1 protein-coding gene (cut by a window edge) is annotated in these 15,795 nt (G+C 64.0%); it reads right to left on the reverse strand.

Going from position 1 to position 15,795, the window contains the following annotated elements:
* Positions 1–15,795: the 3' end of an MFS transporter gene (locus tag ACIG5A_RS07290; RefSeq protein ID WP_397238713.1), read on the reverse strand. 27,435 nt of this gene lie beyond the right edge of the window; 15,795 of the gene's 43,230 nt are visible here — the last part of the coding sequence; the start codon falls outside the window, past its right edge; it ends in the stop codon at positions 1–3.

Genomic DNA, 15,795 nt, shown 5'->3' on the forward strand with positions numbered 1-15,795 from the left:
CTAGATCGCGGCGTCTGTCGGCGGCACGGGTGGACCTGGCGGGACCTCCGGACCTGGGGGGATCTCCGGACCTGGCGGTATCTGTGGACCTGGCGGGATCGGCAGGATCGGCAGCAACGCCGGCGGCCCCGGCGGGATCGGGGGTCCCGGAGGCACAGGCGGCGCCGGCGGAATCGATGGCCCAGCCGGGATAGGCACTCGCGGCCACCGTGACGCGTCGGCGTCGTTGCCGGGGCGATCGTTGCGATCAGCCAGGTGCGCATCGGAGGGGCCATGATCCCGCTCTGAGTCCAAACCTGCGTGCGCAGCGCGATCTCCGGGCCGGTCGCCGGCGGGATCGCGGTCGGCCCCGATCTTGCCGCCAGTCATCGACGTTTCCGTCGCGGGTTCGGGTTCCGTGGCGGCCGGAGCCACATCTGTGCGCTCTGCTTGGGCGCGAGCGAGTTCTTCCTCGATCCGAGCCACGGCGGCTTCGGCGTCGGAGTAGTCCTCCGCAGCCCTGCGCGCCTCTTCGGCTCGATCCAACCGATCCAGGGCGTACGCCAATTCGCGTTCCAGGACCTCCTGCAATGCCCGCAGATCGCGCAATTCCTGTGCATCCAGGTTCGGCTGTGTCGACAGGGCCTCGCCGACATCGCCGGTGTGTGAGGCGGTTTCATCACCCTGGACGGTAAACGCTTCGGCAAGGGCCTCAGCATCTGCCAGCTCACCTTCGATGCGACTTATCGCGGCCTCCGCGTCGGCGTAATCCTCGGCAGTCCGGCGCGCCTCGTCCGCTCGATCCAACCGATCCTGCGCCTGCGCCAACTCTCTCTCCAGCGCCTCCTCCAGAGACTGCGCGCCCACGTCGTGGAACTGTGGGGCGGCGGCCGCGTCGCGCTCCAGTGCGATCGCCATCGCCTCGTCGAGTCGCTCAACACGCGCCTCGGTCCGCGCAATCCACTCCGGATCACCGGCGGCTCTGGCCTCATCCCGCTCACGCACCGCAGCCGCATTCGCCGCGGCCAACCGATCCAACATACGTTCACGCCGTTCCAGGGCGACCGCCATCGCCTCATCGAGGCGCTCGACCTGCGCCTCGGCCTTGGCAATCCGCTCCGCATCCCCCGCGTCATCCCGCTCACGCACTGCCGCCGCAATCGCAGCCGCCAGCCGATCCAATACCCCTTGGCGCCAGGGACTCGGAGCGATATCAGGAGATCCCGCAAGCGGTTCGAAAGCCTGTTCCGCGGCTGGAACCGCTCTGGCGGGCACTGGTCCATCGCCCCACAGTGCGATTGCCATCGCCTCGTCGAGCCGCTCAACACGCGCCTCGATCCGCGCGATCCGGTCCGGATCACCGGCAGCTCTCGCCTCATCCCGCTCACGCACCGCAGCCGCACTCGCCGCGGCCAACCGATTCAACATATCTTCGCGCTGTTCCGGTGCGTCCGAATCTGCTTGTGCGACAGGCTCGATCGCGGGAAGGTCGCGAAGCGAGCGTCGCATCGCGCCGTTCAACTCGTATTCTTCGACGACCTGTTCGAGCCGCAGCACAGCGTCGGCAGCGGCACCGAAGGCATCCAATACTCGCACCAGGTCGGTGTCTTGTTGCTGCGGCTCGTCTGCGGCGATCGGAGTATCACGCTCGAACCTCACATCGGGATCGATCGAGAGCGATCCGGCGAGCTCGATCACCGCATTCGCGCAGTCGAGCAAATGCTGTCGCGCCGATTCCAGATCGCGTTCGTACCGTTCGAGCGGCAGTAGCGGCTCAGGTTTCGGCAGTGCCGGCGGCGCGTAGGGCACATCCTTGAACCGGCCCGACAGCGGTGGCCGGTCGGCGTCCCAGTCGAAGCCGAGCACGATGGCATGTGTATGCGCCGCGTGCCATGTCCTCGCATCGTCCTTGTGGTCGCGCAGGTACTTGGATTCAGCGAGGTGACCGTCCAGAAATACGATGTCCTGCTTCAGCAAATTGCCGTCGACGATACGGCCGATCGCCTCAACGACGTGGGCGACGTGATCGAGCCGCTTGCGCGTCAACCGCCCGTTCGGATCGAGATAATCAGCGACGAGGTGCTCGTCGAACATCAAGTGGTCGATGAGCTGCTGCATCTGTTCCCGCTTGAAATGCGGTGGCGGCGGCGCATCATCGGCGACGGCCGCACCGCTACGCATCTGGTCTGCGATGCCATGAGCGATGCGGTCGATGTCTTCGTCAGCGAGGGGAACCGGGGTTTGCCCGTCCAGTAACGCATCTCGAATCTTCAGAACTATGTCCACGATTTCGGAAACGTTGTTCTCTACGAATTGGTCCTGCATGTGCCGCGCGAACAGGCCGATGCGCTCAGGACGCGGCGGAACGGGACCCGGAATCCTGTCGATCCGTTCGTCGTCGATCAGCTCCTTGGCAACCAACTTGACCATATTCCGCGCTGCCAGGTGCTGCATCTTCTCGCGATAGCGGCGCAGGCCTTCCACCAACTTATCTGCCAGCTCCGGGTCGTTGCGCATCCGCTCGTACTCGACGTCGGCCCAGTCCTGCACCTCTTGCCATCGTGCAACATCGAGATCCCACTGACGCTGAAGTGGTTCCGGAACAACCTCCAGTTGATCTTCCGGCACATGTTTGGCGACCTCCCAGCGTCGCGCCAACGGCTGCACGTCGGGGTCGGGCGGGCGACGCCACGGGAAATCAGACCATACAGTGGCAAAAGGTGGCCATTTCATGAGCCCCGGGCGCCGATCGAGCCAGTCAGCAATCGTCGGGCGATTCTGGATTCTCCTCATATTTCGCGGCGTCTTGATCGCCTCCAGCAGCATTCGAATCAGACGCGTCACGTAATACACCCGCGCACCACCTGGCAGCTCGTAGAGCATGCTATCCGGAACACCTTCATGGAAATAGGTGGTCGGTGCGGCCATCATATTGAATTGCAACGTGTTCTTCGGAATCATCCCGTCCGGGACATTCGGCGGCAGCATCCAGTTCAGAGCATCCGGCCATATCCGGTCCCGAGCAGAGTCTACCCACGGCACGGAAAACACCAGGGATATGTCATTGACGAAGTCGGCAAACCCCGACCACCAGGGGTCTCCTTCCTCATCCTCGAAAGGCGGATCGCCCCAATCACGTTTGGTTTTGAATTTCCAATCCGGACGGCTGGGGCGGACCGAATTCCATGTGCCCACACCGTCCTGCCAGCGCACCAGCTCCATACCCACATCACCGCCCTGCCACCCCGCAACGACGCGCTCGATACGGGGCGGGTTCAGAGTCGTCCATCGCAACTGGCCGACGTTGTCAACACCAACCTGCCTGAATTCGATCTGCGGCTGCCGCGTCATCGCCTGCGCCACACCTGCATCCCGGTATATCGCGTCCGCAAGCGCCCGATCGTGACCTGCGCTCGGATAAACCACTTCGCCACGTACAAGTCCCAGCTCCGCGCGCGGGCCGAATACCACGATGCGCGTCGGGTAACTATCGAAGACAGCTACCCGACCGGTGACCATTCGCCCGCCCAGGAAGACGACCAGGCGCCTCCAAGATCCTTCCAGGCCCGCCATCTCATCTCGCAACCGGTCGATCACATTTTCGAGATCGAGGGCACGGCGAGCCAGGTCATCCAAGCCGTCCAACCGACCCAGTCGGCCTGTATCGCCGCGCTGTGTCGCGCGCCCGCGGTGATGCTCCAGCGTCGCCTCGAGTTGCGCCGGCGTAGGGCCGAGGTCCGCAGGCCGAATACCCAATTCACTCGCGGTGTCAGCGAGCGCGGTATGCAGATAGTAGACCGTGTCGACATAGTCGTCGTAATCCAGCCGCATCCGTTCCAACTCCGCGATGTCTCGGCCAGTGTGCGCTTGGTCGCGGTCCACCCCGAGCTGTTCGAGTTCGTTGATGCGGACGTCGAGTTCCTGGATGTCGGCGTCGAACCGATCGCCCTTCTCGACGCTCTCGACCAGCATCTTCAACGCGTTGTGGCGGGCCGCCAACTTGGCCGCCGAAACTCGTCGGCGAACAACACGTATGGTCTCCTCCGGTCCACCTCGGACCACTACGATCTCGGTTTGCGCCTGTCGGTACAGGTTGGCTACTCGCTGGTCGAAGGCATCACCGGACAGCTCATGCGGCCCGAGATACGTGACAAGTCCGTCTCGCCGCAGTTCCCATTCGTCTCGGAGTTCAGCTAGCTGGCGACGCTCCACGACCAATCTGTCGTACTCCTCCTGCCGCAAGCGCGCGCGACGCAATCGCGCAAGCTTGGCGTCAACCTCCTTGATACTGTCCTCGGCCTCGATGACCTGCAAAGCCAGGAGCTCGAGTTGGTCGATCGCGGGACCCATGCCCGCCGCTTGCAGCTGTTGGTGCTCCGCCCGCAGAACACTCATGAGGTCTGGATCATCCGGCCAGAGCGACCAGTCCAGATTCTCGGCCGAATCCACAGTGCTCAGGGCCCTCACCGTTGGTGCGTGTGGCGGTGAGGGGTGGGCGGCCCGCAGCCTGTTCAGTGTGTCCGCCAGCATCTCTCGCCCGAACGGGTCGGGTAGGTGCCGTTTCCGCTTCAGTGTCCAGCCGAGCCGCGCCGCCGCCGCATCCAGTCGCTGTCTCAGATGATCACGGTGATCGGCCATTTCAGCTCGACTCGCACGCAAGTCCGCGAGTTCGCGTTCCGCCGGCAAAGGCACATCGTCCAGCGAATCTGGTTGCTGCGAAACGCTTTCCACATCTTGCCGACCCTCTGGCGAACCATCATCCTGCTCTTCCGGCTCACCCTCCGCCGGTCTGGATGGAATCGGCGGCTCCTTCCCACCTCCGGCTCCATCGTTCACCGCCGCCGGCGACGGCGGTGACGATTGTTCCCCCCGCCCCGCAACTGGCCAGACCCGCACGTCGCCGGGATACAGGCCACTCGCCGCCGTAGTCGGTGCAGATCGCGGCCCTACGATCGGCCAAACCTTTCGATCACCTGGGCCTGGAAGAGGCGACTGCTCATCCTGTTGCGAACGCTTGCCGTCCTCTTCGACCTGTTCCCGCACCTCTTGTGGCTCTTGCGATTCCGCGGGGTCGTGGTTGGTGCCTCGTTCGATCCACAATGGCCCAGGCCGGCCCAACGCTGTTGCCGCGCTGTGCTCGAAATCTCGAATCTTCTCGTCCACGAACACGAAATACTCGGCAGCCTCCTTCAGCAGCTCGATAGACGCGCTCAGCGCCGGATACTGGGCGCGCAACCCCGTCAAGGTCGCAGCCAGCTTGGGCGCGCTCAAATCTGTCTTCGGGTCCGGCACAAGGCCTTCGGCGAGTTCATTGCGCAACTGCTCGGCCGCGTCACGCTCGGCCAGCAGCAGCTGCCGAGATGCGCCCGCCTCGAGCAACTTGACCCGCGTCGACTCCTTCAACCCGCGCCGCAAACGACCACGTCGCAACCCCGCGCCGGCATTCGCGGTGATCTCCACAGCATCGATCCGGCCCACCACCACCCAACGATCCGGCGCCACCGCACCATTCAAAACCAACTCCATCACAGCACCACGATTGTTATGCAACACCACCACATGCCGCGTCCCCGAACCATCCACCTCACGCACACCCGCCTCAAACGACGCCACCACCGTCGCCCGATCCGGCAACCCCGCCACATACGCCTCCAACTCCGCACGACCACCGAACGAGTCATAACGACGCCCAAACCCAGCCTGCGTCTCGAAACTCGGCGTGCCAAAACCGCTGACATCACGCAACATCAACAACACCGACCGATCCCCCGTCAACCCCGCCACCGCCAACCGAGCCAACGGCGAACAAAAACTCTCCCACTCCACCGGATCCACCGGAACCGGCACCCGCTGACGCCCCGCCAACGCCGCACCCAAACGCACATCCAACTCCGCCACCTCACCCGCAAACCGATCCCGCCGCGCCAGCAACTCGGCCCCCGCACGATTCGCGTCGCCCGACAACAGCATCCGCAGTCTTTGCGGGGACAGGGAATCCGGGTCCGGATGGTTCGACGCCGCCATCCACTGGCGGAGCGCACGTGCCGAGAAATCCTGCTCGCGCACCGCATTCCAACGATCGGCCTCGATCGACATCAACCATGTCAGCTCGGCATCGAGCTCATCATGACGGCGCATCAACTCCAGCAAGGCGCCCGCGTCCGGATGGTCGATCTGGCCACCCTCCAGCCGATCCCGCACCTGTTCCCAATTGCCGGAGTCCAACCGTGTCTCATCCATTTCGAACGCGACAGCCATCGCGCCCAACAGCGCATTGTTCTGCTCGATCGCCACCCCATACAACCGTAGCGAGACATCCAACCTGCTTTCGGCGACAGCACGGTCACCAGCGGCGAGCTGTCCGATCGACCTAGCCGGAGGCGAAGACTCGCTCGTAGAACGGACAACGATCTCGGCGCCATACCGTTGGCGCCACCCAGCCTGCAGATCACTGGCACCAGTGCTGGTCGCCTTGTCGTATTCCCACTGTCCGAAGACACCTTCGAACGCCGCGTGCTGTCTTCCATGGCCCGCGAAATCACCGACTACCAGCACGACGTCATGGTCGGCCAGAGCTGCCCCGACACGTGACAGCAGCGTCTGGTCACGAAGCAGATCCTGGTGTTCGATCAACGATCCCAGTCGATCTACGGGCGCGGGCAGCTCCTCGAGGTCATTTTCCGTCATGTCCTGTATCGGTCGCCGCGTCACGTCGACGTGCCCAGCGCACCAGCTCACGAAGTCGAATGCCGTCAGCCTCTCCCGGCTGGGTACGGCAGTCAGATTCTCGCGATAGATCTTGTCCAGGTATTGCCCGACATACCACTGGAACTCGAAATCCGACAGCGACGCGTCCCTGGTCCACCGTGGAACCTGGTGCAGCACATGCCATGCCACCTCATCCTTGGTCGCGTGGCCCACCAGCGCCGCCGCGAGCTCCTCGGTCGTCGGGTCGCCGCCTTCCCACCCAACGCCCCGCAGCGTCGCGCAATAGGTCGCGTAGTCCCCCGCGGTGACGCGGTGCGAGAACTTGTCCGCCACAGCGGGATCCGCGCCACGAGCCGCCAACGGCAGTCCGACGACCAGATGGTGCGGGCCGATCTCGTCGAGTGTTCGCTCGACAGCACCGAGGACAGACCGACCCTGCTGGGCGCCGGTCGCCAAGTAGTAGACGCGTTTTGCACGCTCCCCGAATTCGTCGCGGTAGCAAACCACATAAGGAGGTTGTGGTGCTTCCCAGAACTGCCACGGGTCCCATCGACGTCGCAATCCGGGGTCCAGCAATGCCGAGGCCTCGAGCCGAGGTAGCGCCAACTCCCGAACCGTTTCCGCCTCACTCATCGGCGCGATGCTGGACGGCGTGCTCGGTTCGGCGCGACCGAAGGCAGCGTCGAGCACCCCTCGCAGCTGACCCAACCGATCCGCGCCGCCCACGATCAGCACCGCGTCGAAGCTCACGGCGAGGTCGAGTTGCTCGACGACTCGTTCCAATTCCAGCGTCTGACTACGGAAGAGCAGCTGACCTAGATAGTCGGCCGCGTTCGCCTTCGGCACCAGATCGTCGCCGGTGATCGTCGACGCCGTATGGCCGGGCTCATCGACATGATCGGCACACCATGCTCGGAAACCGTTCACATCCAGTCGATCACCGGCTGCGGTATCCGGCAACTCACGCGAGTACACGCGCTCCAAATGCTGGGTGACGAGATCGTTCAACTCCTCGTCGGTCACCTGCCCGTTTCGTGTCCACTCGGGCACCTGCCGCAGGACATCCAACGCCACCACATCATGCTCGGTGAAACCGAACCTTCTGATTTCCCGCCGCAGCTCCGCCATCGGCAAATATGCGTCCATCACCGGAATGTCATTACTGCGCGCGAGATACGACGCGAAATCAAGCGAGTCGATCTGCCGCAGCGGCGTCCGCGCGATGTCGCTGCGCTTGAAGCGAACCGCTTTGCCCAGCACGACAACGACATCCGGCCGGACCTCGTCCATCACCTCCTTGATGGTCAACAGCGTCGGACGACCGGGCGGATCATTGTCGGCGCTGGTGGTGGCGACGACGTATACATCCTTCCGTCCCTTCCGCATATGAAGGGCATATGGCAGCTCGCCCTGTTCCGGTGTCACGGCGGCTGCCGGCCGGATTCTCCTGGGGTCCAATGCAGCATCCCCGGGGGGCGAAATCCGTGCCAACATGTCGGCGGCCGACTCGCGATGTATCGAACCGTTCGACCGCCCGCGCTGATCCTCGATCGCCGAAACATCGGCGTCGGCATCAACGAAGAACGACGGCACGATGTCCTCGCTCTTCGGCACCGATCGCAATGCGAACTCCGCTGCCCGCACGATGTTCTCGTACCGGTATCGCAGTGGCCGATGTTCGGACCGATCGTCCGCGCGCATCCCTGCCACAAAGCTCGCGCGAGTGACGGCGCGAACCGCGGCACGTCCTTCCACCGGGACGGCGTGCCAGTCGGATGGCCACTCCTGCTGCCGTACCCAGGCCAGCAGCTCGGCGTATTCTCCGCCGATCGCACGGAAGTCCGCTGGGAACCGTGCATACACTTGCGGCGCTTCGAACAGCTCCAGGGCGCCATCGATTCGCTCAGCGACTTCGGGGGGAAGTTCGCCCCCGGCGGCCATGGCGTGCAGGGTGTTCCGATCGACCCACCGTCCGGCCAGCGCTCCGTCCTCGTCTGCGAGGGAGAACCTGTCCGGCACCTCAGCCGTCAGGGTCACTGTGGCCGACTCGCCCGAATCGCCGGCATGATCACGTCCGGCGACGATCATGTCGCGCACGTGTTCCGCACCGATACCGAGATCCTCCGCCAGCGGCGCCACCAGCTCATGTCCTGTTGTATCGGCCGCCTTCGATGTGAGGGCCGGAAGTTGCCAACCGTCGTCCTCGACCCGCGCGACCAGATACCGATAGACACCTAGATCATCGAGGTACCGCAGCAGCACATACGCGCCCTCGGTGCTCGGCGGAGCGAACGGCTTGAAAACGGTCCGCAGCAATGTCGCGGTGCCGACTGTACCCAAGAGGGCGACCGACGCCCATCTCGCTGGCCCCACACCGAGTTCGTTCACTATCGCCCCGGCGGTGTAATAGCCGAGTGCTACGCCAAAAGCCTGTCCCATCCTATTGAAGCTGGTCGCCGAACTGTAGAGCGGCGCAGGAATCGACCGGTGCTGATATGCTTCCACACCCACATTCACACCCGCGCCCAAAGCCGTCATCACGAAGCCGGTCGCAGCGAGAGCAGGCGGATTCTCTGTCATCGCCTGGATGGCGGCAATTCCCGTCCATGCGACAAGTGCCCCCGTGTACAGCGGTGCGATTCCAACTCGCCCGAGCACGGATCCCGGCGCGAACGCACCTACGAACCCACCCGCTGTTTGGGAACCGAGGATCACGCCCACTTCCACACCCGACAGCCCGGCAGCGGTCACCGTGTTGAATGTGCAAAAGGTCAGCTCCGAAAAGGCGAAACTCGTAGCGAGCGATGCAAGAGCCAGATGACTCTGGAAGTCATCACGTTTCACGACCCGCCAACCCGCCGCGATGCGGCTCAGTGGTCCGCGTGCAGTCCGCGCACCATTTCCGCGCGCCGCGGCGAAGTCGTCACGAACCCGGTGCAAACTCACCAGATTCCCTACGATTGACAAACCGTTCGCCGCATACGGCAACGACTGGTTGATTCCCAGCAGCACAGGCCCGGCGGATCGGCCACTGACACTCCTGATCGCCACTGTCGAGTTGATCAAACGAGTCGCCGTCGGCCTGGACGCCACGGGCACCAGGTCGATGACGCTGCCACGATCCGCGCTGTCGTAGAACACCATCGCAGTCCCCCCGACAAGGGCTCCCGCGCCCAGCACCCAACCCAGACCAGGCACATGACTCCAGACCAAACCACCGACGCTGATCGCCGCTCCGAGTTTCACCCACTCGCTGACCTGCATGATCCGCCAACGACTGTGCCGATCGGAGAATGCCCCGGCGAACGGCGGGACAAGAATCTCAGGAACCACTCCCAAGAAGGCAACGACACCGGCAAGTTCAGGTGATCCTTGGTGCAGGGCGATGAACGTCGGCGCCGTCACTTGTATTCCAGTGCCCATCCCTGTCAGCGCACTGCCGATCCACAGCTTGCGGAACGCTGGATTCTCTCTGACCAGGTCCGACATCGGCACGAAAGTCAGCGCCGCTTCGGGCTGGGTGGCATTGGATTCACCGCGGTTGGCGGGGTCGGGCTTCGTGCCTCGATCGGTCCAGAGCGGACCGGGCTGCCCCGACGCCGTCAGTGCCCGCTGTTCGAGGTCACGAATCTTGTTGTCCACCAAGATGAAGAACTTCGCCGCCTCACCCAGCAAATCAACCACGGCGGTGAGTGCCGGATACCGAACCCGCAACCCCTGTAGCGTCGCGACCAGCTCACGCTCGCTCAAACTCGTCTTCGGTTCCGGCACAAGGCCTTCGGCGAGTTCATTGCGCAACTGCTCCGCGGCTTCACGCTCAGCCAGCAGGTACTGCCGAGACGCACCCGCCTCGAGCAACTTGACCCGCGTCGACTCCTTCAACCGTGGCGCCGTGGCAGATCCCGCCGAATTCCGGCCGACCCGCACCCAGCGACGCTGAGTCGGTCGCTTGGCAGCATTGGTGGTGATCTCCACAGCATCAATCCGGCCCACCACCACCCGCTGATCCGGCGCCACCGCACCATTCAAAACCAACTCCATCACAGCACCACGATTGTTATGCAACACCACCACATGCCGCGTCCCCGAACCATCCACCTCACGCACACCCGCCTCAAACGACGCCACCACCGTCGCCCGATCCGGCAGGCCTTCTACATACGCCTCCAACTCCGCACGACCACCGAACGAGTCATAACGACGCCCAAACCCAGCCTGCGTCTCGAAACTCGGCGTGCCAAAACCGCTGACATCACGCAACATCAACAACACCGACCGATCCCCCGTCAACCCCGCCACCGCCAACCGAGCCAACGGCGAACAAAAACTCTCCCACTCCACCGGATCCACCGGAACCGGCACCCGCTGACGCCCCGCCAACGCCGCACCCAAACGCACATCCAACTCCCCCACCTCACCCGCAAACCGATCCCGCCGCGCCAGCAACTTCAAACCCGGCTCAAACGCATGCGTTCGCAACAGGGCGCGCAAATCCCTCTGCGACATCGAATCCGGGTCGGGAAGGTTCGCCTCCTCCATTCGCTTCCGCAGCTGCCGCGCACAGAAATCGACCTCTCGCACCGCATTCCAACGATCGGCCTCGATCGACATCAACCATGTCAGCTCGGCATCGAGCTCATCATGCCGACGCATCAACTCCAGCAATACCCCGGCATCCGGATGGTCGAATCCTCCACTCTCCAGCCGATCCCGCGTCGGTCCCCAATTGTCGGCGTCCAGCCGCCCCCGATCCATTTCGAACCGAACCGCAACAGCACCCTCACGCGCATTCGATTGCTCGATCGCCACCGCGAACAACGCCAACGAAACCCTCAACCGACGCTCGTCGAGCGTCCGGTCATGCGCGATGCCACCGTCGAGGATCTGCACAGCCGAACGGGACCCCTCCGACTTGGCCGAGTTCGGAGCAGGCTGATCGTGCCTGTCGATCTTCGGGCCGTAGCGCTCGAGCCACCGGACTCCTAGTTCGTGGCCGCCGGTTTCGATGGGCCTGTCATAACCCCAATGTCCGAAGACACTTTCGAAGACGGGATGTTGTCGACCGTGACTCGCCGCATCGCCGACGATCACGACGACGTCATGCTCGGCCAGAGCCGTCTCGACAGCTGACAGCAGCGCCCGGTCCCGCAGCCGGTCATGATCCTCGATCAAGACGCCCAGCCAGTCCGGCACGGCAGTCAGTCGCTCGAGCTCTCCCTCGGTGAGATGCCGGATCGATTCTTGTGGCACATCAACATGTTTGGCGCACCAGCCCGCGAATTCGAACGCCGTCAACCGCTCTCGGCTCGGCACGCCCGACAGATTCTCCCGATAGACCTTGTCCAGGTACTGCTCGACATACCAGTGGAATTCGACGTCCGATAGCCGCACGTCCCTGTTCCATCGCGGAATCTGATGCAGGACATGCCGAGCCACCTCGTCCTTGGACGCGTGCGCCGCCAATTCGGCGATATCAGCGGTTGCCGGTTCCCCACTTGCCCAGGCGATGCCGCGTGCGATGGCGCCGATCGATGCGTAGTCTCCCGCAACGACGCCGCGGGTCGCGCTGTCCACGGTGGCCGACTCGGTGATCTGAGCCGTCATCGGCAGACCAACGACGACACATTGCGGACCGATCTCATCGAGTAGCTGCTCGATGGCACGGCGGACGGACCTGCCGTATTGCCTGTCGGTCGCGAAATAGTGGACACGTTTCTCGTGTTCCCCGAACACATCCCGATAGATCGCGGTATACGGCGGTGCAGGCGATTCGCGAACCTGCCACGGGTCCGATGACTGCCGCAGGCCGGGATCCAGCAGTGCGGATGTCGCGAGCCGAGGCAACTCCAGTACCCGCACGATGTCGGGTTCACTGGACTCCACCGCATCGAACAGCTTCCTCGAATCATGGTGACGGAAGCCGTCCTCGAAGACCTCGCGCAGCCCCGCCAGCTGCGATTCGGTCGACACCAGGAGTACAGAGCCGAAGCGGATGGCCCGGTTGAGGACCTCGACAGTCCGTTCCAGGACCAAGATCTCTCGGCGGTAGAGCAGCTGACCGAAATAATCGGTCGCGTCCGCGCGGGGAACCAAATCTCCACTGGTGAGGGTCGCGACCGTCCGACCTGATACGTCAACGTGCTCAACGCACCACGCCCGGAATCCGGCGACACCCATACGGTCACCAGGGGCCGTGTCGGACAAGTGATCCGCGTATATCCGCTCCAGATGCTCCGCAACGAGGTTGTCGAATTCCGCGGCGGTCAGTTGTCGATCCCGCGCCCACACCGGCACGCGTAGCACCAGATCCAATGCCACCACGTCATCCTGAGTGAAGCCGAAGTTCCAGATCCGATCTACCAGCTCCGCCAGCGGCAGCGCCGCGTTCCTGATTGGGGTATCGCTTCGGCGCGCCAAATAGCAGGCGTAATCGAGCGCCGCAATGCGTCGCAGGGGTGTCCGTGCAATAGCGCTCGGCTCGGCGTGGGTCGGATCCTCCAGCACGACCACGATATCCGGCCGAACGTCAGCCATGACCTGCTTGACCGTCAATAGTCCGGGCAATCCCGGTGCGTCCGGGCTCACGTGATCAGCCACGACAATGTGGAGTTGCCTGGCATCCCCGGACGTTGTGCCCCCGAAATGCAGAACATACGGAGGAGAGTGCTGGTCATCCGCAATTCGATTGCCTAGACGAATTCGCCAGGTGTCCAGATCGTCTTCCCTCGTCGGCGAGGTGCGAGCGAGCGTCTCGGCGAGTGGCTCCGGCAACATCTGGTCGTACGGCCCACGATGCCATTCGGAAACCAGAGAAACGTCGGCATCGGCATCGGCGAAGACCGCTGGCACCTGGCCGCCGGCCGGAGACATCGATCGCAGCGCGAAAACCGCCGCGCGCATGATGGCGTCGTATCGGTCCAGGAGCAGTTGCGTGTGGCTTGCTCGCAACGCTTCGCGGTGGCCCGAAACGAAGTCCGAGCGAGTAGCGGCATAAAGTGCGGCAACCGCCGGCACGGGGACCCCACGCCACTCAGGATTGGTCGGCAAGTGCGCACGAACCCAGGCCAACGTCTCGGCGTAATTGCCGCCGATCGCACGGTAGTGCGCCGGGAACCGCGCGAACACCTCCGGCATTTCGAACAGCTCCAGCATGCTGCCGATCCGCCTGCTCACCTCGGGATGCAGTTCGCCACCGATCCCCATGGCGTGCAAGGTGTTCCGATCAACCCACCGTCCAGCCAAGGCTCCGCGTACTCCCACGGCCGGGTCGAACCGATCCGGTACCTCCGCCGTCACCGTGCCGCGCGGTGCGGACGTCGAAACTCCCTGAGCATCACGTCCGGTGACGATCAAGTGGCGCAGATGGTCCGGATCGACGCCGAGGTCCGCCGCAAGCGCTGGTGCCAGGTTTCGCTGCGCGGTGTCGACCGTTTCCGAGCTGATTGCGGGAGGTTGCCACACACCGGGCTCATCCTCGGCTCGAACCACGAGATACCGATAGACCCCCATATCATCGAGGTATCGCACCAACATGTGTGCACCATCGCTCGCCAATTCGGCGGATGGTTCGAGTTCCAGTCGGCGCGCTGGGCCGAACGGCTTCAATGTGGTCCGCAACATGGTCGTGGCGGCGAAGGCGCCGATGGTGCCGGCCGCCATCCATCCCGTTGACTCCGCACCGTATTCGGCCAGCAAGAACCCGCTGCCGAGGGCGCCGAGCAAGGCACCGACATTACTCGGCACGAGCTGAGCGCTGGTCGCGCTACTGAACAGAGTCGACGGGAACACCCGGGCCCTGTGACTCGCCAAACTCGCGTTGAGAATTGTGCCGACCGCCGCAATGCCAGCACCAGTGGCACCCAGCGCAAACGGGCCATCGGATGCCGCTTGAGCCGCAGCCAGTCCCGTGAACGCCACGAGCGCCCCTGGATACAGTCGTTCCAGACCGATCCGGGCGTATAGGGAGCCTGGCGCGAAGCCCGCGGCAATCCCGCCCATCGCCTGTGCGCCGAGCGCCGCGCTGATCTGCCATCCGGGCACGTCGGAGTCGACCATGACCTTGAAGCCCCGCAGTGAGAGCGCGTAGAACGCGGCGGTGGTCGCCGCCGTGCCGACAGTAACGTGCCGGAGCAGGTCGTCGGCCTTGATCAGCCGAGTCCCTTTGCCAATGCCTTCCAGTACCGCGCGGAAATCCTGCCGCCCCTCATTGCTCGCGGGTGCGAAGTCACCGCGAATCCTGGACAAGCCCACCAGGTTGCCCGCGCTCAATAGAGCTGTGGCAAAGTACGGCAGCGCCCTGGCCTCCAGAAGGATCGGTCCGACGAATCGGCCACCAACACTCCTGATGGATGTTGTGTTCTCGATCAATCGACTGCCCGTTTGCCGCGGCAACGGGGGCATCAGATCAATCACGCTGCCCCGCAGGGCGCTGCGGAAGAACACGCCCGCGGTTCCGCTGGCAAGGACACCGGCGGCCAACGCGTACTCCAGGCCGGGCGCGTCCATCCAAACCAACCCGCCGGCGGTGACCATCACGACGGCATTCGCCGCCTCGCTGACCTGCATAATCCGCCAGCGACTCCGCTGATCGGCAAGCGCGCCGACGAAAGGCTCGAAGGCGGTCGGCGCCAGCGCCATGAAATACATCGCACCCGCGAGCTCGGTCGAACCTTGTTGCACAGCGATAATCGGCGGCGCGGTCAGCTGAATTCCAGAGCCCAACGCCGACAGGGCGCCACCGACCCACACCTTGCGGAACGCCGGGTACTCACGAAGCACTTTCGCGACCGGTTCGACGGCTTGTGTTGTCTCCTTCGAATCCGCCGGTGTCGCGGAGCGGGAAGCGGCTTCACTGTTCTCACCATCCGGCGGCAGCTCGCCGATTTCGTCGGGATGCGGAATCCTCTGCCGCGAAGTCGGGAACTCGTACTTGGACGCGGCCTTGTTCGTACTCCTCGCGAGCAGCGGGTGATCGGGTTCGCCGGCCGACAGCCAGAACGCGTGCACCGCACTCGGGTCGACATCGGGGATCCCGACCGCCGGATCCCATCCTCCGAAGTATCCTGACGCCAGATCGATCATCTGCAACGAGCCGTTGTGGTTGAACAC

This window comes from Nocardia sp. NPDC052566 (assembly GCF_044547285.1).
Classification (GTDB): domain Bacteria; phylum Actinomycetota; class Actinomycetes; order Mycobacteriales; family Mycobacteriaceae; genus Nocardia.